The following is a 20,036-nucleotide window of genomic DNA, read 5'->3' as shown; positions in this document are numbered from 1 at the left end:
TTAAAAATTAATCACATTATCTAGAGCCTCATCTGTGTCTTTATGAATAAAATTTCCTTGGTAACCTATGGTAGTGCTTAAATGAGAGTGACGATATAATTTTTGGAGCATTTGCGGAGATATCTTATCTCCCGCAATATTACCAAAAGAATGCCTTGCAATATGGGTTGTTACTTTTTTATCAATTTCTGCCTGTTTAGCAATTTCCTTTAGATACTTATTAAATTTTTTAACGGCAGTTTTGACTTTGGCATTGATATCTTTTAAGTCTTTTTGATTGGCTTTTTTTAATTCAGGAAAAATATAATCATGTTTACTTTTTTTATCGTGACGATAGTAGTTTATTATTGATTTTACTTTTTCCGATAATTTTAATGAGTCTACTTTATTGTTTTTATTCATTCTATAAATAATACGATCATCTTGTATGTCTGACCATCTAACATTTAGTACATCAGAAATTCTAATACCGGCTAAATAAAAAGAAAAAAGAAAAACATTGCGTGTATGCCAAATAGGAGAGTAGTGTTCTAATTCTAATGATTCAATATGTGAAATTTCTTTTTCATCTAATCCTACTTTTACAGTTTCAGGAAACTTAATCTGTATTTTACTTTTCCCGAAAGAATAATCCTTTTGATCTGCTCTGCCTTCTGTAATTGCTCGGTTAAATAGCGTCCTAATTACGACAAATGTATTCATTACGGATCGTTCTGCAGATGTCTTACCCCGTTGGTTAGTTTTGGTGAGTATGTAGGTTTTAAAACGTTTTAACAGTGCTGTATCTATTTCGTGAAATTGGATGTCCGAACCTTTAAGAAATTCTTTAAATAGCTTTATTCTACTGCTATCCGGGTTTGCTCTATTGAATTTCCCTTGTGTTCTGAGTTCGTTAATATATTCTTCTGCTAGTTTAAAAAATGAACTATCTTTTCTTCCGTCTTTAAGAGCATTGACAACATCTGTCGATGTAAATGATTTTCTTTTGGTTTCGAATTCCAGGATGAAATCATTGGCTTCTGCCAGTTTTTGAATAATACGGTGATTTAGCCGTTGTGCATTTGGATGTGATTTTTTAACTCTCATTTGGTTACTATCCCAATGTTTTTCTGATAGCCAATCAAAAAACAAATAACTCGCTTTTCTATTGTGAGTAATTCTAAGTGATAGAAGAAGTGTTCCATCTTCTTTTTTCTTGCCTTTATACAGTATTAATTTAGTAGTAGCCATACAGATGTTTTGAGTTTTAAAATGCAAATATAATCAATCTGGTTTCAACATAGTTTCAACATTTTATGATTTATCTTGGTTTTTTTTGATTTTATAAATATCTCATAAGTATTGATTTTATTAGTGTTTATGGGGTATTACGGTTTTTTATGGTTTTTTTGAGACCGTGAAAATTTGGACTTAAAATCCAATGTCCATTAGGACGTACGGGTTCAAGTCCCGTCCCGAGTACTTAAAGCCTTCTTAATCTTTTGATTTTGAAGGCTTTTTTGTTTTTAAGCGTTTCTTTTTTTGAGAAAAAAACCTTAGTTCGATGGCTACAACTTTGAGAGAAATGCACTTCGATAAGTTAGGTAAGGCTTTCAAGAACAGAAGACCCCAACATTGGCAGTTTACTAGACTTTAGTTGTATAACTCCTTCCTTTCAGAATAGCTAAAAAAATATTTACTACAAAAATGATTTGTCCTATGCTGATAATCAAAATAAAGAGCCAAATAGATGAATTGGGAACATGAGAGTTTGTATAGTAGCTTTTGCCTAAAAAATAGTCTCCTAAAAGTTCTTGGATGCTATTTATCAAGATAAGTCCAATCGTAAAAATTAAATGTAAGAGATTTAATAAGGTTACAGTTTTAAAATTGAAACGTTCTAACAACCAATATATAAAACCAGTTAGGCCAAAAAGGATACTTATTAGGATTATTAATTGTTGCCGTGAAAAAACATAATAAGTGTCATGAATATTTACATCTAATGTTTGATCAGCTTCATAATAGGAAAGAAGCAATAATAAAGGAATAATACCCCAAAAAAGTAAGTATGGTTTTTTTAGTAGCTTTAATAACATCTTATTTTAAACATATTGATTACTCATAAATAGAAGCTCCTTTTATAATATCTGCAAATACTTTCCATTGGGCTTCATCTGCATTAATACCTTGATTTGTATTTTTATAGTATTGCTGAACAGCATCAGAATATCGTATCATAGCTTCTAAAAAATCTTCCATCTTATGGTTTTCCCAATTCTCTGGATGCTCTTGATACTCTTTTAAGAGACCCTCTAGAAAATTAATAAACTCTTTTCTACTGTGAATATTAATCATTCTGTATGTTTCTATCGTTTATTTAAACTTATTTATATTGCTATCGAGTGATCATTGCTTTATACAACTATGGATTTTAAAAATCACCCTCCTTCATTTGTTTCAAAAGATGATTCATTAATTGGAATACCAGGGAATTCAATAAATTTTCGAGTTCCGTGATTCCCACCTTTAATTTTATTTGAAGACTGTTTATTAATTATTTCGAAATTTAAAGACTGATTTAATTTTATCATAGTATCTTATCTATAGTTATTTAATTGTCGATTTATTTTAACTTTTAATTAAAATACTATAAAATCTAGAATAAGATAAATGACGAATACAATTACTATAAACTGTTTATTTGATATTCCTAGTTTTAAAGCTTTTATAATTTTATCTGATAACATTGAAATTATTAGTGTCACAAGTAATGCGATTACAGTTTTTACCAACTCCGGATTTTCCTGAAGTATGTTCATTGTTTATTTAAACTTTTAATAATTCCTCTCATCATGTTTCGTTATTTCTTTCCAGGTATGTTTACATTTTAAGCATTTATACGTTTGCTGATTGATTCTTACAAAATTATAATGTGGATCATAACCTAAATCTTTTTTCTCTATAGTGTTGTAGTAAAAAAAGCTTGCGTTACATTTAGGACATCGGTTTTTATTTAGATACCAAACAAAATATGCAATAACAATTACTACTAAAAAAAATATGATTAAGAATGCTTTCAAATTATCGTTTTATTGAACTTTAATATTTAGTGTAAAAGGTGTTTTAATCCATTTTCATATTTTGTTGTGGCACGTATCTTTTATTCAATCTCCATTCAACATTATTGATATCCCATCCCAATAACCCATTCTTTTCACTCCAATAAAATTGACTTACCTGATTCCCAGTTTTGTTTTCATCATTCTCACCTAAAATTACTTTTACGTCTGAATATATAATTTGATTAATTTTCATTTCTGTATTTGGTATACTATCAAATTCAAACACAGTAAAGCTCGTTTTATTTACATAGTTATGGTTGTCAGATTTGGTTCTTATATTTATTCTTAATCCTTTCCAATCAAATGCGAATATTTCGATTAAAAAATCTGGAATAGAATCTACGATTTTTGAACTATGATGTACTAAATCAATCCCATATTTTTCATATTTATTATGAAAAATTCTATAAGGAACTCTTTCTGTTTTATACCAACCTTTGTATGTTTTTAAACTAATTGTATCTTTTTTACTTCTATTCGATTCAAATACTAACACTTCATTTCCTTTGTACGGAATAAATTGATATTCTGTTTCTTGAATTTTGTATTTGGTCACACAAGAAATCAAAATCATCGTGATAAGAATGTTAATCAATATTAGAAAAGTCTTTTTCATATGTGCCGCAACAAAAATATAAAGGATGTATGTCCTTTGTATTTCGTGTAATTTTATCTATTATAATCGTTTTATTGAACTTTTATTAATATTATTTTTTCTTGTATTTCATATTCCAGATCATGATGTTTTAGTATATCGCAAACATCCTGAGTATGATCATAAATTCTATTAGGAACTAATCTTCCTATATACCTATCTTCAATTGGATTTATTTGAATGTTTTCTAAATCAGAAAACGCAGTTAAACAACTAGAAACTTCTATATAATTGTTTGTTGGGCTCCAAATCCCTCCACTCCAATTACTAGCGTAATCCAAACTAAAAAGTTTCATACGAAATTCCCAAGGTTTTTCCCTGAACTCTCCAATCAATGCTAATAACTTATTGAATTTCATGTATCGTTTTATTGAACTTTTACTCTAAAAGCTAAATTAGAAATTTGGTGACTTCGTAAATATACCTGAAGCTCCCGTTTCATCAACTTCGTGTTCTGTTTTTTTTATGATACTTTGCCGCACAACGTTTTTTATTTCCACTTTTCTTGGAACTCTTTTCCGTTGTATAAAACCTGACATTTTTTGATCTGGGGCTAATGATTTACATCTACTTTTAATATACGGTCTTGCGCTATCAGTTGGATTAAATTTCTCATTCAAATATTCAATCTCATCATCATATAATTCTCGTACAGTTCCATCACTATTTACATATACATATTCAAATCCATTTTCTTGTGGACGCAATGGAATAAAATATCGCAAATAAACAATTCCTATGCCCAAAATAATTATTCCGATAACAGCTCCGATTAAAATAAATAAAATACTCATTATTAATTATCGTTATATTGAACTTTAATTTACTTATTTTGGATTGTCTTTATTATCATTCTCATAATTTGTCGATCTTATATCATGAGATTCTTCTTAATTAAATCCCTTTACATGGTATTCATATTGTATATCAACTAAAAAACCAATTAACTCATCTTGCAATAGATCAAATAGTCTTAAATACCATTGCTCTTCTGATTTATAATTATCCTTTTTAAATGTATCTCCATACCATTTAATTAAGTTTTTTTGTACTTCTTTACCTACTTTAGTATTAGCGAACAAACGTTCAAAAGTATTTATAGCAGCTACATGAGCAAATTTATTTCTAATCCTCATTAGACAAGTAAATTTATTAACCATTTCATTGGATATAGATTCTATATCTTGTATCATATAAACTTTTTGATTAAAACTTAAACCGCCTGACTTATGGCCTAAAGTTCTTGAATTCTCCCAATCTATTTTTATGATAGCTCCTAGTAAAATAGAGATGTGGGTTTCAACTTCTATACAACTATCAATGACATGGATTCTCAAGTATTTTATTTCTTCATAAGGGTTCATAAATAAATTTTGCTTATAGATTTAATTAATAATGTATCGTTTTATTTAACTTTAATTTTTGTTATAGTCAACAATATTTACATTACCATAAATAGTGCATTCAATTATTGGCCCTTCTTCTATTACATAAAAAATAACTTCTCCACATTTTTTACATTTCATATCTCTCATTCTTTAATTAGACTTTTAGTTAATATTTCATCCAATGATTCTTATAGGGGGATAATTTTAATAAACCACCCCATATCCGAAGAAATCTTCAGACATGGGGTGGTTTATAATTTTGTTACTTCTAAATTAACAAAATAAAATTACAAGACTATTTTTTCCCTCATTTTTTTATGTAATTTTTGTAATAGACTTTTTGTAAATCAAATTTTTGAGATGGGGCACTTATACTTGCATATCCAAATAACATACTAGTTCATTTAAGTGTTATTTGGTAAACTTAGGAATTGAACCGTTTTATTGAACTGGATAGGTTATATTCTACAGTTTCCAGCTACAAATTCATTAAAACAACAATATATTAAGTATATAAGATTTCAATTAATAAGGAAAATTTCTTTTATCGAATTACAACATCGTCATAATTAATACATAATTCAACAACAGGTACTTGAAAATCAAGTTTTTACTTAAAAGAGTAATTTTTATTTACGTTTATTAACTTGTGGTTTTGCAGTAAAATTAAAGGTTTTTTGATTTTCTATTTTTATAAGCAAAAAGCTTTGGCAGTAGTCGAAAAATAAGTGATTTTTGAGGTTGTTAATAGTATTGTAAACATCTTATTTTTTTAAATAAATATTTGATAATCAGTAATTTACGGTAATTTTATTAATAATCAGTTCTATCGATAATACCCGCCGTGTTGAAAACTTTGTTGAAAACGTTTGCTAACTTTTTGTGAAACTTCTAACACATTTTTTGATCTTTGTGTATCGCAAGTGAGTAAGGCTACCAATTGGCAGCCTTGTTAGAATTCTTCATAAGTTGCGTAGATGACATGTAGTAACCAATATATATTACTACAATTTAAGAACCACATTAGAGTTCTTAAGTTCTCATCGATTCAAAAGGAGGTGTTCACAGCATCTCCTTTTTTATTTTTAAAGTCTACTTGAATATGACTTTTTGTTCATCCCTTTATGGGAATAATACAGTTGCAATATAAAAGAAAAATTGTATTGAACAAATAAAAATCTTTCCTTTTCATTAACCATTTTGTTTATCTTGATGAACCCGAAAACATCAACAAAATCAGTACTTTCGAAGTTCTTAACATGAATTTGTTGATATTTATGATTGTAAAAACCGTTAAATACTGGTAAATTTCGTCAAATTCCAAATAAAACCTAAATAAAATCTAAAATTTTCCTTCTATCTCATACTAATACCATAAAATATAATGAAAACAGATAGAATTCCCTAATCATACACCCTTCCTATTTCACATTAAACAATACATAGAAACATAATAGAACTATTGATAGAATTTAGACTCAAATTAAGGTGTATTTTCAAAAATTTAAGAACCCCACCAATAGGTGGACTAATTCACACAATAAAATACGCACAACAAGATCAGCTGCCCAAAGAATGTACCAGTTTATCAAATCTATTTCAATAATCTTTTAAACAACCCTTTATTCCTCTCCAGGATAACTGTAAACAAACTATCCGCTTTAGATCCGTGATTATGGAATTTAATCTCTGCCACAACTATTTTTCTACGAAAGATGTTTCAAGGCGACTTACCTGGCTTTTTATATTAGTAGAAAACATCAAAGTTGTGAGTGATTTTATAATTAACCATTTTAAAAGAACACATTTAGTAAGTTAAATAAAGTCTAATTCAAAATAATTACATAACTCGAATATAATGATTCCACATTCTGGTTTCGTACTCATCTCATTTCTGCTTTTCTTTTCTCCAGATTGATACACGTATTCTTAGATGTATCTCACTGATGATTCATTACGAAAAATCATCTATTTCAAAAAAATAAAAACCCAGGGTAACATTTAGAGATAAATATACTCCTCCTACCAAATAAGCAATTGTTTCTCGGTCTGATCAACCTGTATAATTTTTTGTGAAGCGAAACGCGGCAGCCGAAAAGCGTATGAGTAGGCATTTCTTTTAAAACTAATACAATGAATTTTAAAAATATTTTACTACTATTTTTTACAATAGTGTCGGTTAACTTGGGGGTAGCACAAAATCTTGTTACTAACGGAGATTTTTCTAATTACAATACAAATTGTAATGATTATAGTTTTGCGTTTACTACCACCAGCAATAATTGCGTTCCTAATTGGAACTCCTTTTCTGGGAGTCCTTCATTGCACGGCGTATCGTCTAATCCACATGCTTGGATGTGGTCAGGAGGTTCCACTAATCATTATGAAAGTATACAAACTCCTATCGCATTTGAGACCGGAAAATGTTATGCAGTTTCTTTTAAAGTAAGGACTAATGATAGAGGTAATCAGGACATAAGTGATCACGGTACTATAAATGTAAGAGCTGTTAATTTCCAGAACGGTACTATTCTTAATGAACAAACTATTTTTTCTAATACCATAGGCACATATTTAGGAAATAACTGGCATTTGGTTACAACTACATTTACACCCAATGCAAACTATGCTAGACTTTTAATAAATCCGCTATATACAGGAGGAGTGAAGCAGGCAGAAATGGCAATTGATGATATCGTGATTGAAGAACAAAATCTTGAAGTAGATTTTCATTTTGAAGATACTGATGCTAATACTAAAGATACTTTTTGTGATGGAGAGACAATTCTCTTAAACGGAAGCGCTTCTCAGGGAGAGGTTCGTTATTTTATAGATGCTTGGAGAAGACCTACGGGAAGTACAGGTAGTTTTCAGTACGTATCTGGATTAGGTTGGACTACAGGACAATTGCAAACAGTTAATTTAACGACACTATTTGCCGGTAATAATGTGAATTTTGAAGCTGGATATGAATATGAAATCAAAGTAGCATTGGGTAATGATTGTATCGGATGGTTGCCTTTAACCAAGCGATTTACAGTATTGCCTAATGTAGGATTGGATTCTAATTTTATCATGAATACTAGCTGTGCTGGTAATGGAACCATTACAGTACAGGTAACAGCAACAAACCCAAATGCGTATCAATGGTGGGGATTATTCGAAACACCAACTTCTATTGCTAATGGAGGTACGCAAATAGGACCTATCCAAGGTGGAACAACAGTTACTTTTAGTGGACTAAGTAGAACTAAAAATTATTATATCAAACATGGAGTTTGGAAAGATGCTGATGAAAATTGTTATCCGTGGCAAGAAACTAGAAAAATTATTCCTAGTTCTGTTAGTTGGGCTGGATACACTGCTGATTTTGCATTAAGTGTAAGTTCTAATTTTAATGGTCAGGTAAGTGTAAATGTACAGGCAGATAGCAATCCAGTTTCAGTATATCATGGATGGCAGGTGTATGATGTAAACCATAATGTAATCAGTGGATTTTGCTGTAATTCTGATGTGGCTTCTTTTCAAGGACTTTTAATAAATACCTGGTATTATGTGAAGCATGGAATCTGGAATGATTGCAAAGAATGGCAAGAAACTAGAAAATATTTTAGAGTTCAGATACAAGAAAGTGAAAATAATATTGGAGGTTTTATTTTAGAAACTAAAGAGTATCCTTTTGAGCCAGATAGTGCTTATACCAAAGAAATTAATGAGTTAGTTAATTCGGGTGCTATTTATGAACTATATGAAGAATATGAAAGAGAGAATTCTTCAGATGATAAAAATACCGATCTATCTAAGTTAGAGATGTATCCTAATCCGGTACAGTCAGGAAATACACTTACCATTTCGAGATCTTTTAATGATCCAATTAAAAGTATAGAACTGGTGGAGCTTTCTGGAAAAAGTACCTCGTTATCTTTTTCAGTTCAGAAAGAAAACATCCTTTTGGAGATTGATTCTAGGGTTTCTAAAGGAATGTATTTTGTTAGAATTATAAGAAATTCTGGTGAAATAATAACCCAACAGTTAGCAATACAATAAAGATTTAAATCAACTTAAAATATAGAATAAATGAAAAATTTAAAATCATTTTTTTTGATCACTTTGCTAGCAATTATAACCTTTTTTTATGCTTGTAATGATGAGTTTACAGCATCAGAAAAGGAGGTTGTATTGGAAACCACTTTGAAAAAAGAAGGAGTATTAGATCGACTGAGTGGAACGCTTCAGACTACAAATAATAAACCAATAGATAATGCAACGATAAAACTTAAAGGAAAAATAATAGGAATAAGTGATGCAGAAGGAAGCTTTATCTTAAAAGAAAATAGTTTTAGTCTTGGTGATGTATTAACTATAGAACATCAGGGTTTTGTGACTGTATCTAAAGTAATTGAAGAAAACACAAAATTGTTCGTTTTGATGAAAGAAAGAGCTAAAGCTCATGTGATTGATTCTAAAAAAGGAGCAGAAATCTCTGTAGCTTCTGATGGACAGATAACAATACCGCCAAATGCATTCAGTTATAAAGGAAAACCTTACAATGGTTTAGTAGAGATTAGAGCAACTTATATAGATATAACAAATCAGTTAGAGTTAAGAAGTGCTCCAGGAAGTTACATTGCAGAAAACGAAGAAGATGGTACTCTATATCCGTTAACTTCTTTCGGTATGATCGAAATAACAGCAACAATTCCTGAAGAAAATATTCCTTTAGATTTGGCCGAAGGCGTTGCTATTGATACTTCATTTCCCATACGGACAGAAAATACTCCAGAACAAGTCAATTTATATGAGCTAAATAGAGATACAGGATACTGGGATATCTCTGGAGTTTTGATTAACCAAGGAAATGTTTTACGAGGAGAGATTACATCGGTTAATAGTTCTTGGAATGCGGATGATCCTTGTGCAAATGCGTTAGTATGTGTACGTGTACAGGTTGTATATACGAATGGTGACCCAGGATGTTATGTGTGGGCTACCGGACTTACGTATAATGGTTTTTCTGGACATTTTACGCCAGATGCAAATGGATTTGTAGAGTTTTGGGTATGTCCTGATAGCGTATTTCAATTAAATGCTTGTTTGTGTTTATGTATCCCTGGAGGACCAATTCATACATCTATTATAGACTTGTCTACAGTGACAATGAATCCTTCTGGATGTACAGATCTTGGGGTTTGGACCATAAATAATTAATATAACAATCCACCTCTATAGGTAAAAGATATGGAGGTGGATAAAATATACTTAAGCAATGAAATCATTCATAAAAAATTTCTTGTTTATAAGTTTTGGGATTACCATACTTTATGGACAAGAACAGATAAAAGAAGGAAGTGATTTTGATCACATCGATACGTATGTGCCCAAGACATTTAAATTAACAACTTCTAATGAAACAGTAGCCGGTTTAGAAGAGTATTTAGAAGGATATGAGCTTTTTGATTTTAATTTTGAAGAGGTTTATAAACATGTTAATAAAGATAATTATGTTTCTGAATTAGTGATAGCTGCAGAAAAGTGGAAATATATAATAAGGTTGCAATCTAATGATATCAGAAGCCCAGAGTATGTAGAAGCAATTAATGGAGAAATTATTAATGAGCGAGTAGAAACTACCAACATTATTGATCAGGTGGATACATATAAAGGATTTGCAGATAAAAACAGAAATAATGTAGTTAGAGTAACTATCGCAAAAGATAATTTTTGGGGATATATCTATGATAAGGAAAAAGATGATTGGTTGTTTTTTGAGTCCACTCGTAGTTTTTTGAAAAATAATGAAGTGAAAAATTTATTGTTGGTATACCGAATGAATGACCTAAAAGAAGAATCATTGGGAACATGTCAACAGGTAATTATAGCGATAGAAGACGAGGAAGAAATCAGTATTAGAGGTAAAATTTTTACTGCAAAAAGTGGTACAACAAATTGTACACCAAAATATTTGGAAATCGCAACCGATGCGGATTATGAACACTATCAAAAATATAGAAATAGTGGAGGTTCTAATGCCAAAATCTTATCCTTGTTAAACCAAACAGAAGGAATTTTTTCTATTTATTTTAATATTCTTTTTAGTGTTACTGGTCAGAACGTACATACATCAAGTACAGATCCATATACATCTATTATTGCAGAAGATCGATTGGGAGAATTGAGAGCAAATAGTCCTTCGATTTTTGCCGGGGTGAATAGAGATCTAAATATGCTATTTACTGGATTAAGACGTATGAAAAATGATAACGGAAGCTTAACTGTAGGGGGAATTGCTTATTTAGGAACAGTTTGTCGCATTCCTACTTATGCCTGTACGGTAATTGGTGATGTTTCTAGCGCGTTTATGACGATTGCACACGAAATAGGGCATGCATTAGATATGCCTCATCCATTTGAAGTTTCTGGTAATACAGAATGTAATATAAATCCAGGTATTATGTGCTATGGTTCTACTGGGTATTTTTTTAACCCATCTAGCGTAATTAGAACTCAGAATCATCTCACTTCGTATGGTAGTTGTCTAAATAATATAAATTCTTCTACTGTAGGAAATGATTGGGAGATGACTTGGACCAATGAAAGAAATAAAAGAAGATTAGGAGGATGGTATTTTAATAATGGAGACCATAAGTTGGTAGGAGATTTTGATGGAGATACGGACGAAGAACTTCTTTTTATGAGTAGTACCACATGGTCCGGAATGGAAGATTTTTCGTGTGATACAGGAACAGACTGGTATGATATCTGGAATAATAACGGAAGTCGATGGATTGGGTCTTGGTATATGAATGATGGTGATAGACACTTTACAGGGGATTTTGATGGTGATGGAATTACGGATCTATTGTCTATGTCTGTAAGTAATGCTTGGGCAACCTTACAAGGATTTGATGCAACAACTAATTCATGGTATTTTAAATGGAGTAATTATGGTAGTTTTAATATTTCTACCTGGCATATTAGATCCTCGGATCAGTTTCAGATAGGAGATTTTGATGGAGATGGAAAAGATGAACTATTGGGGTTCTCCTATAATTGGTCGAGTCTGTTTGATTTTGATGGAGGAATTTTTAGCCAACGTTGGACCAATAGTGGTAGCGGCAGAATAGGAGGAGTGGATGCAAGTTATAGGAATCGATATACACCTGGTAAATTTACTGTCACTAATACAGATGAATTGTTGACTTGGGTAAATACTTGGGTTACAGTTTTGAGATTTAATACGAATACTTCTCAGTGGAATTGGGTTTGGAGTCAATACGGAGACTCAAAATTTGCACATATGCAGATATTACCTCTAAATAATGAACAAAAAATATTGATAGGTAATTTTGATCAAGATCCAACAGATGAGGTTTTAAATATTAACAATGTTTGGTCAGCAACTGCTGATTATAATGGAACTGATTTTCAGCAAAACTGGAATAATTCAGGAACAGGGAGGCTTGATAATTGGTATTTAAACGGGGTTCAAAATGATTACTTAACGGTAAAAGCAACACCACATAATGAAAAACATGTACTTGCATTAAAATATTATGAACGATATGATTTTTTGTATTATGAAAAGTGGCCCGAACTATCTAGTATGTATCGCAGTAATGAATTGCATAATAAGCAAAATACAGATAGTACATTATTGTCTCAGGAAATAGACAAAGTTAATCCCTATGTAATTACGTTATACCCTAATCCGGTATCGGATCAGATATATATGAAAATTGAATCTAATATTTATAGTACGGATGGAGTTGCTGTTGAAATATTTGATTTTAAAGGAGTTAAATTAGTTTCTGAAAATGTTAAACAAAATAGCCACCAAATTGATATGAGCTCCTATATGGAAGGAATTTATATTATTAAATTTTCTGATAATAATGGTTTTGTAAAAACACATAAAATAATTGTTGCAAATAAGAAATAGCGATTGCAGTGATTTAATATAAAAACAATAAACCCATTCTAGATTTGGAAATATTCTTCTTTTATGAGGTGTATTTTAAATTTATAATGGGTTTATGGATTAATTTATTCAGAGAGTGCAGTGTCAATTCTGATTTTTTTAAATAATATCTCAATAATAAAGGTAACATATTATCTGTTTAAGACACTATATAGTTGTAAGGGTAATGTCATTTAATATTTTATATGAGAGAAGTTGAGCCCTTTAAGTTAATTTGTAATTTAAAAAAAAATAAAGTATGAAGATTTTTCTGTTTTTAGCTGCTTGCATGGCGATTGTTGGACTACAAAGTTGTACTATTGATGAACAAGACGATAAAGAATTATCTGAACTAGAAGAGTTTGAAATACAAGCAGATTTGGTTACAAACCAATCAAGTAGTAATGGAGACGAAAATGTTGAGTAAATATTGCTTTATACAAAGTCTAAAATGATAATCATATTCATGTAGCCTTTCTGTTTTTCTTTTTAAAAAAATAGAGACATGTAGCGCCAATTACTAGAATCAAAAGAATGAAAACGGTATAAGGCTTAAACGAATTTTGATCTAGGGAAATAGGAGTGTTATTACCAATAAGTATTAACGAACCCCAATAAAAAGGAGATAATTCGCTACCATCATGAGTGTTTATGTAGTGTAGTTTAGCATTTCGAAGAGCAGAGGATTTTGTAAATCCTTTATCGATGTTTTTATAAAAGTCAATCATCAATTCTTGATTCGCTTTATCATTTACAGACCATAAAGAAGACACTACGCTATTAGTACCTGCATAGAAAAACCCTCTGGCTAGGCTCATGACTCCTTCTCCTTTATTGACTTTTCCCAAAGATGTTTTACACGCACTTAGCACTACCATTTCAGATTGATTTTTACTGGCATAAATTTCTTGCAATGTCATTTTTTGATCTCTAAAAGCAATCCAAGGATTTTTTATAGTTCCAACATCAGCATGTGTAGAAAGGTGTAGGATATTGTATTTGTCAAAGTTGTTGACAACACTATCCTTAAGACTTTTTTCTTTTAATAGTATATCTCCAGAAACGATATCAGATATGGTGGTCACTTCTTTTTTACTATGAATTAAGGGGTTTAGATTGTCAATATTAAAATCTATTGGTGCAACACCTAAAAAATTGAGTTCAGGATTTCTGTTTTTGTTTTTATTTTGATCTAAATAACTCATAGAATAGGCATATCTAATTTCGGTATCTTTAATCAAATAACTATGTTCTTGTTTTGATGTAATCAATGTTTCAAAAGAAAGTTGCTGTAACGCATAATCCGGAATGATTGTTACATTTTTTTCTTTAATTAATGAGTAGACATTCTCTGGGATAAGTTGATTAAAAATATGATGTGCTATTTTGTGATAGGTTCTTAACTCGTCTTGATCTTTAAACCAGGTAGTAACTTGATGGTTTGCTATATGAATATCCCGAATTAATTCTTTTGGATTAAGAAGCTCGAAAAATATGGATTTGCCTTTCGCATGAAGAATTCCATATCCTTGATCCTCATTTAGAATATATTGTAATACAACTTCCTTATCTGAAATAAAATTCCTTGTAAAATTCGAGTAGGGTAGAACCTCAACTTTTTGCTTATTAATAGCGTACTCGGGATAGCTGATATTAAGAGAGTCTACAAAGACCTCATAGCTGCGCTTATGTTGATAGATTTCTTTTTTTACTTTAAGAATACTATCTTTTGATATATTGTCTAGTGTATTTAATTTGTTTTCTGATAGATAGATATTTTGTTTTAGCTGATATTCTCTGCTAGCTAGTTTCGAGGGTAGTTTAGCATTTTCTTTTGCTTGCTCATTGGTGATATCTTCTAATAGGAGTATTGCCTTATTTTTTTCCATGAAATAATAGGCGTCTTCAGGTTTTTTTAATAGAAAAGATGCTTCTACGGCTTTCATGTATAAAGATGAAGCTTGTTCTCTCCAGTATAATTTAGATTTGTATTCAGAGCTTTCGAAACGAATAACATCAACTAGTTTATCCGCAATTCTAAAGGTTTTTAAAGCTTGAGTCAGATGTTCTTCGTTTTTGTCGTGGTCATAGTACTGCATCCAACCATTGGCTTTTTGGATAAGGTGATTTAGGGTATAGTATTTATTAGGTATTAGTTCTAAGTTTTCTTCTTTAATAATGTCGCTGTAATCATATGTCTTAGTTGGATCAAAAGTATATTGTATAGCTTTTTGATAAAACAGTAATCCTTTTTTGAATTCTTTTTTAGTGATATAAAAATCACCAAGATTTTCGTAGGCAGGCGTATAACTTCGATTATATTTAGTGGCTTTTTGCAAATGCAGTTTGCTACTATCTAATAGTTTTATTTTTAAAAATGAAAGACCTAAGCTATTATGTGTTGTAGCTATATTACTAGAGTCTAAGGGATGCAATCCTTTAAGAGATTGAGAGAATTTAACAATGGCTTTATGATATTCTTCAGTTTTTAATAGGCGATTTCCCTCAGTTTGAAGCAGATTACTTTTTTGGATTATAGGGTTGTAAGAAACGGATTGTAATATAGAATCCGCTTTTTGAAGACTTGATTTAATTTTACTTGAATTTTTTTTATACCCCATAGAAGAATATATATCAGCCTTGAGCAAATAGAAATCAACTCTTTTTTTATCATATTTAGAATCATTTGGACACAACTCAATAGCTTTTTCTATAGTGATTAAAGCTTTGTGGTAGTCTCCTATATTTTTATATGCGATGGAAAGTTCTGAATTAGCAACTATTTTTTTATTACGTTGTCCTGTTTCTGATAACCGTATGAGGTAAGTGATGGCGGTAAAATATTCTTGTATTCTTGAATTAAAGACACCTAAATTATATAATGTTTTATCTAATGATTTGGATGATTTAATTTGTAAACTATCTTTAATTGATAAAGATTCTTTTGTAAATAAAATTGCTTTACGAAGGTTTTCTCTTTCATTAGTTTTTTTCCATTTTTTAAATAGAAAGACCCCGTAGTCGTGATAATTGTCTGCAATAGTTGAGGTATATTGTTCTTTTGGATGTTTAAAGAAAGAATCTAATTTGTGTTCTTTCAATTCCAGATCGATAGATAAGTTCAATAGTTTATTAAACTCATCTTTGTCTTGTTGCGAATATAAGGTGAAGGGAATAATACTTAGTAGCAAGAAAAAAAGTGCAATTTTCATACATTAAAAATATGAAAATTACACTTTATAAAAGTAATGAAATTATACCTACGATTTATTGTTTTTAAATTTTTGAATGTAGGGCATATGCTTTTAAATTACCTTCTAACGATCACTCTACCTTGTTGAATAAAATTTTGTAATCGTTGTATCCTATATGCGCTATTTAATATCGCGTTATTGAGCTGTAATGAAGTAAGTTCTTTGTCATATAATTTTCCGGCAACAGCTGTTATGTAGGCTGCGGAAAAAGAGGTTCCTATAGGATTAATTGTGAGGTTTGATTCAGTATCCATAGTATAGAAATATCCACCTATTGGTGCAGCTATGTCTATAGTCGATGGTCCATAATTTGATTCTACTATAGATATGAAATCTAGTAAATCTGGCATCTCCACTTGCTCACTGACCTCAATTTCATAACCGCCAATTCCCAAAAGATTCTCTATTGCATATCCTGATGGAAAATGAGCGATTTCTTCATCAACATTTAATCCTCGATTACCAGCAGAAGCAATAAATAATACAGTGTTTTCCATAGATTGAATGCTGTTTTTTAGAATTTTTTGTTTTTTTAAACCATACCATCCAAAACTCATATTTACAATATCGATATTATTTAATTTCGAAATATAGTTTAAACTACAAACGATATCATAGTAACTACCACGCCCATTCTCATCAAAGGCTTTTATAGATAATAATTGATGCGGAATTTGATTAGCTGTTAATTCGAAATTAATGATTTTTGCTACTTTAGAACCATGTCCATTATCATCTCTCATATCTTTATCATGATTTACATAATCCCAACCAGAATCTCCAAAGCTTCCATTATATTCACTCCTTGTACTGTATAATATAGGGTCATTAAAATAATCATAGTCAATTCCTGTATCTACTATTGCAATATTTACATAATCAGGATTGGTAGATGAGATTATTTTATCTCCTAAACGACTACTGTAATGACCAGATAAAGTCTTATTAGCAATAGTTATGTAGAATTGATAATCAAATATGGCTCTGCCTTCTTCTACTTCTTCATCTCCCGAATTATTTTCATGATTGGTTACTAAATTTTCAACCAAATGATTTACACCTTTAAAATCAGAAAATATGGTGTCTATTGTCCATAATTCCGGCCCTTGAGGATCGCAGTCACAAACCTCCTTCTGTAATATTTTAAAATCATAAGTTTGCTCAAGATCATAACGCAGGTTCTTTTTTTGAGTCTCGTTTAAAGTGGAATCCGTAAATTTTACCACAACTTGATTTCTAATGATTTCCGGTACTATAGTATTATTAGGAGTGTTTTTTTCTAAAACTTCTCTGAAACCAGTGTTTTGAGTTATAATATCTTCATCAACGGAGCATCCCCATACTCCAATTAATGCAATGTATATCCATGTTACTAATACGATACTTTTTTTCATGATAGTTAGTTTGTTTTTTTAATGCGTAAAGTCATATGATATATTACTAAACCACATTTTTAGTTGATATTCATAGACCGGATTCGAAAATAGTAGAAATGTTACCCAAGTGTTTAGGATATTTTATTTAACTATTTAAATTGCAGGTGAATTATTTTTTGTTTTTTGGTTTTAATTATTTGTTATTCAGGTGGTTGAATTTATTTTTGCTATCTGTTTTAAAGTTGATTATATTTTTTTCTTTTTGAAAAGAGACAAATAGAAAAGAGTAGTTAACCCATAAAAAAACAGTTTTATTCCCCTTATTAGGTTTAATGAATTATAGTTATGTTTGTGTCCTTCGTATATAAAGTAGTAAAGACAGTATTCTATAATTACTTAGAGATTCCATGGTAAATCAAAAGCTTGATGATTATCTATTACAAAGCCTTATATCAGGTAATGATAAGGGTATTAAGGAGATATATAACAGACTGTACCCTAAAATAAAGGCTTATATAATTACTCATGATGGATCAGAGGATGATGCTAAGGATGTTATGCAAAAAGCGCTATTACAATTATCAGCTAGAGCACAGGATAAAAATTTTAAGATCACTTCTAGTTTTGACGGTTATTTTGTAACTATTTGTAAAAATTTATGGAGACGTGCATCAAAATTATCAAAACTTAGGGTAACAAATGATGGTGTTTTGGATCTTGTTCATGAAGAAAGAGAGATTGCCTTAGCAGCATATGAACAAGAGAAATGGGAGTTGTTTCAAGAAAAATTATTAGAAATATCAGAAAATTGTAGAAAAGTGCTAGGTTTTTTCTTTAATAAGGTTTCTTATGTTGATATAGCTAATAAGTTAGGCTATGCAACTGAAAATACCGTAAGACAACGTATTTTTAAATGTAAATCAAAGTTAAAAGCCGCAATACATTCTGATCAACGCTATAATGAATTAAAAGAATTTTGAGTACTATGGAAGGAGATATCCAAAAATATCTTGATGGTGAAATGACTTCAGAAGAGGAGATTACCTTTTTAGAAAAAATAGATAATGATCCAGAAGCAAAAGAGTCCTTGAAACTTTATCAGGAGATGAACGTTGTATACGATACTGAAAATTGGGAGCTAATAGATAGTAAATCTAATTATAAGAAAATTAATGATTATGAAAGGTTTCTTAAAAGCGATAAAGGAAAATCTATAGCAAATACACTAGATGAGGTAGAGCAATCATATTTTAAGGAATTACAATCATCGAGAATAAAAAGAATTTTTCTTTATGTTGGAGGAGTAGCAGCCATTTTTATTGCAGGATTATTTCTTTTAAACCAGTTTACTAATATTGATAATACCGAGTTATATGCCGAGTATAAAGATTGGAATACACTTCCTTCTTTAACCCAAAGAGATAATGCTACTGAGTTAGTCAATATAGAAAAACTGTTCAAAAGCAAAAAACACAAAGAATCATTAATCTTGATAGAAAAACTTATGTTAGAAAATAATCAAGAGTTGGATTCACAAATTATTTTGTACTTAGGAGCCAATCAATTAGAACTAAACATGAATGAAGATGCAATTAAATCTTTCACAAAATTGCTGAACAATAATAGTCTTGATTCTTCTAAAGCCCATTGGTATTTGGGACTATGTTTCTTGAAAATTAATAAGTTGGAGAACGCGAAAAATGAATTTAAATCACTGGCAAACAGTAATTTGAATTTCAAGAAGCTAGAAGCCAAAGAATTGTTAGAACAATTAGATTAAACTGTTATTCAATAATAATATTTTAATGATAGCACATTTATGAGCTTTCATTAACTGTCTATTTTCCTTTAAATTTCTACAAAATTCTCTAAATCGATGAAAGTTGCCTTTTATCGAGAATCATCATTTTTCTAAAGTTTTAGATTCATTTTTAGAGGGTTAGAACCTTACTTTCATTATAAAATTGAGAAACAAATCTACTTGAAAAATGAAAGAGGAGTTAAGTATTTCGGATTTAAGAGACGTTATACGTAATCTAATTACCTTCATAGCGGTTGAAGGTAAAGAGTATGTGGATGAAAATAAGAAAAGTGATTATGTTGCGAGTTATTTACTGCTTTTAGCAAAAATTATTAATCAGGTAGATGATGGAGAACGAGCTTCGTTAATAGAAAGTATTACAGAAGATATTTCTAATTATATAAAGTAAGGGTATGGTTTTTTTGGACTATATTTTATTATGTTAGATTTGGAAAGCCTTTTTTTATAAAAAGGCTTTCTTTTTTTTAATTGGTATTAGTC

General features: G+C 30.2%; 17 protein-coding genes. 7 read left to right on the top strand and 10 right to left on the bottom strand.

Annotation, left to right across the window (positions count from 1 at the left end):
* The 8 genes from NMK29_RS17315 to NMK29_RS17280 all read right to left on the bottom strand — a co-directional run bounded on the left by NMK29_RS17315 (window position 1) and on the right by NMK29_RS17280 (window position 5,123).
* The gene (locus NMK29_RS17315) at window positions 1-1,230 is read right to left on the bottom strand and encodes a site-specific integrase (RefSeq protein ID WP_108802128.1); all 1,230 of its coding nucleotides are present in this window, start codon (window positions 1,228-1,230) and stop codon (window positions 1-3) included.
* 395 nt (window positions 1,231-1,625) lie between these two features.
* A complete protein-coding gene (locus NMK29_RS17310) occupies window positions 1,626-2,078 on the bottom strand; it encodes a hypothetical protein (RefSeq protein ID WP_108802127.1) in 453 nt (150 codons plus the stop codon).
* A 19-nt stretch (window positions 2,079-2,097) separates the two neighbouring features.
* A complete protein-coding gene (locus NMK29_RS17305) occupies window positions 2,098-2,337 on the bottom strand; it encodes a hypothetical protein (protein WP_108802126.1) in 240 nt (79 codons plus the stop codon).
* An 83-nt stretch (window positions 2,338-2,420) separates the two neighbouring features.
* Window positions 2,421-2,573 (bottom strand): hypothetical protein, encoded by a 153-nt coding sequence (locus tag NMK29_RS17300; protein ID WP_159092105.1) that lies wholly within the window; start codon window positions 2,571-2,573, stop codon window positions 2,421-2,423.
* A gap of 532 nt (window positions 2,574-3,105) precedes the next feature.
* The gene (locus tag NMK29_RS17295) at window positions 3,106-3,720 is read right to left on the bottom strand and encodes a hypothetical protein (protein WP_159092104.1); all 615 of its coding nucleotides are present in this window, start codon (window positions 3,718-3,720) and stop codon (window positions 3,106-3,108) included.
* 71 nt (window positions 3,721-3,791) lie between these two features.
* Window positions 3,792-4,118: a DUF6678 family protein gene (locus tag NMK29_RS17290; protein ID WP_108802123.1), complete on the bottom strand. Its 327-nt coding sequence runs from the start codon at window positions 4,116-4,118 to the stop codon at window positions 3,792-3,794.
* Between the two features lie 36 nt (window positions 4,119-4,154).
* Window positions 4,155-4,553, bottom strand: coding sequence for a hypothetical protein (locus NMK29_RS17285; protein ID WP_108802122.1), 399 nt, complete (start codon window positions 4,551-4,553; stop codon window positions 4,155-4,157).
* A gap of 96 nt (window positions 4,554-4,649) precedes the next feature.
* Window positions 4,650-5,123 (bottom strand): hypothetical protein, encoded by a 474-nt coding sequence (locus NMK29_RS17280; protein WP_108802121.1) that lies wholly within the window; start codon window positions 5,121-5,123, stop codon window positions 4,650-4,652.
* A gap of 2,157 nt (window positions 5,124-7,280) precedes the next feature.
* Here NMK29_RS17280 and NMK29_RS17275 point away from each other — a divergent pair.
* From NMK29_RS17275 to NMK29_RS17260, 4 genes are all read left to right on the top strand, one after another.
* On the top strand, window positions 7,281-9,194 hold the full coding sequence (locus NMK29_RS17275) for a T9SS type A sorting domain-containing protein (RefSeq protein WP_108802120.1): 1,914 nt from the start codon (window positions 7,281-7,283) through the stop codon (window positions 9,192-9,194).
* A gap of 30 nt (window positions 9,195-9,224) precedes the next feature.
* Complete coding sequence (locus tag NMK29_RS17270; protein ID WP_108802119.1) at window positions 9,225-10,355, top strand: hypothetical protein; 1,131 nt, start codon at window positions 9,225-9,227, stop codon at window positions 10,353-10,355.
* A 58-nt stretch (window positions 10,356-10,413) separates the two neighbouring features.
* Window positions 10,414-13,086, top strand: a complete 2,673-nt coding sequence (locus NMK29_RS17265; protein WP_108802118.1) for a T9SS type A sorting domain-containing protein — start codon at window positions 10,414-10,416, stop codon at window positions 13,084-13,086.
* Between the two features lie 277 nt (window positions 13,087-13,363).
* A complete protein-coding gene (locus NMK29_RS17260) occupies window positions 13,364-13,531 on the top strand; it encodes a hypothetical protein (protein ID WP_159092102.1) in 168 nt (55 codons plus the stop codon).
* 37 nt (window positions 13,532-13,568) lie between these two features.
* Here the strand turns inward: NMK29_RS17260 and NMK29_RS17255 are convergent, their stop codons facing one another.
* Together NMK29_RS17255 and NMK29_RS17250 are read right to left on the bottom strand one after the other, a co-directional pair.
* Window positions 13,569-16,316 (bottom strand): CHAT domain-containing protein, encoded by a 2,748-nt coding sequence (locus tag NMK29_RS17255; protein WP_108802117.1) that lies wholly within the window; start codon window positions 16,314-16,316, stop codon window positions 13,569-13,571.
* A 98-nt stretch (window positions 16,317-16,414) separates the two neighbouring features.
* Window positions 16,415-17,752: a S8 family serine peptidase gene (locus NMK29_RS17250; RefSeq protein ID WP_108802116.1), complete on the bottom strand. Its 1,338-nt coding sequence runs from the start codon at window positions 17,750-17,752 to the stop codon at window positions 16,415-16,417.
* A 389-nt stretch (window positions 17,753-18,141) separates the two neighbouring features.
* On the opposite strand from NMK29_RS17250, the gene NMK29_RS17245 reads away from it, so the two are divergent.
* From NMK29_RS17245 to NMK29_RS17235, 3 genes are all read left to right on the top strand, one after another.
* Window positions 18,142-18,714, top strand: coding sequence for an RNA polymerase sigma factor (locus NMK29_RS17245; RefSeq protein WP_108802115.1), 573 nt, complete (start codon window positions 18,142-18,144; stop codon window positions 18,712-18,714).
* A gap of 5 nt (window positions 18,715-18,719) precedes the next feature.
* Entirely contained in the window at window positions 18,720-19,514 is a 795-nt protein-coding gene (locus NMK29_RS17240; protein WP_108802114.1) for a hypothetical protein, read from the top strand.
* A gap of 208 nt (window positions 19,515-19,722) precedes the next feature.
* Window positions 19,723-19,944, top strand: coding sequence for a hypothetical protein (locus NMK29_RS17235; RefSeq protein ID WP_108802113.1), 222 nt, complete (start codon window positions 19,723-19,725; stop codon window positions 19,942-19,944).
* The last annotated feature ends 92 nt before the right edge of the window (window positions 19,945-20,036 follow it).

It is taken from the genome of Aquimarina sp. Aq107, assembly GCF_943733665.1.
Classification (GTDB): Bacteria; Bacteroidota; Bacteroidia; order Flavobacteriales; family Flavobacteriaceae; genus Aquimarina.
The sequence above is the reverse complement of the archived record's forward strand: the minus strand, read 5'-3'. Positions and strand labels throughout refer to the sequence as shown.

Coding starts and splice junctions, on each gene's coding strand:
- NMK29_RS17315 (WP_108802128.1), bottom strand. CDS start 1,230: ATGGCTACTACTAAATTAATACTGTATAAAGGCAAGAAAAAAGAAGAT.
- NMK29_RS17310 (WP_108802127.1), bottom strand. CDS start 2,078: ATGTTATTAAAGCTACTAAAAAAACCATACTTACTTTTTTGGGGTATT.
- NMK29_RS17305 (WP_108802126.1), bottom strand. CDS start 2,337: ATGATTAATATTCACAGTAGAAAAGAGTTTATTAATTTTCTAGAGGGT.
- NMK29_RS17300 (WP_159092105.1), bottom strand. CDS start 2,573: ATGATAAAATTAAATCAGTCTTTAAATTTCGAAATAATTAATAAACAG.
- NMK29_RS17295 (WP_159092104.1), bottom strand. CDS start 3,720: ATGAAAAAGACTTTTCTAATATTGATTAACATTCTTATCACGATGATT.
- NMK29_RS17290 (WP_108802123.1), bottom strand. CDS start 4,118: ATGAAATTCAATAAGTTATTAGCATTGATTGGAGAGTTCAGGGAAAAA.
- NMK29_RS17285 (WP_108802122.1), bottom strand. CDS start 4,553: ATGAGTATTTTATTTATTTTAATCGGAGCTGTTATCGGAATAATTATT.
- NMK29_RS17280 (WP_108802121.1), bottom strand. CDS start 5,123: ATGAACCCTTATGAAGAAATAAAATACTTGAGAATCCATGTCATTGAT.
- NMK29_RS17275 (WP_108802120.1), top strand. CDS start 7,281: ATGAATTTTAAAAATATTTTACTACTATTTTTTACAATAGTGTCGGTT.
- NMK29_RS17270 (WP_108802119.1), top strand. CDS start 9,225: ATGAAAAATTTAAAATCATTTTTTTTGATCACTTTGCTAGCAATTATA.
- NMK29_RS17265 (WP_108802118.1), top strand. CDS start 10,414: ATGAAATCATTCATAAAAAATTTCTTGTTTATAAGTTTTGGGATTACC.
- NMK29_RS17260 (WP_159092102.1), top strand. CDS start 13,364: ATGAAGATTTTTCTGTTTTTAGCTGCTTGCATGGCGATTGTTGGACTA.
- NMK29_RS17255 (WP_108802117.1), bottom strand. CDS start 16,316: ATGAAAATTGCACTTTTTTTCTTGCTACTAAGTATTATTCCCTTCACC.
- NMK29_RS17250 (WP_108802116.1), bottom strand. CDS start 17,752: ATGAAAAAAAGTATCGTATTAGTAACATGGATATACATTGCATTAATT.
- NMK29_RS17245 (WP_108802115.1), top strand. CDS start 18,142: ATGGTAAATCAAAAGCTTGATGATTATCTATTACAAAGCCTTATATCA.
- NMK29_RS17240 (WP_108802114.1), top strand. CDS start 18,720: ATGGAAGGAGATATCCAAAAATATCTTGATGGTGAAATGACTTCAGAA.
- NMK29_RS17235 (WP_108802113.1), top strand. CDS start 19,723: ATGAAAGAGGAGTTAAGTATTTCGGATTTAAGAGACGTTATACGTAAT.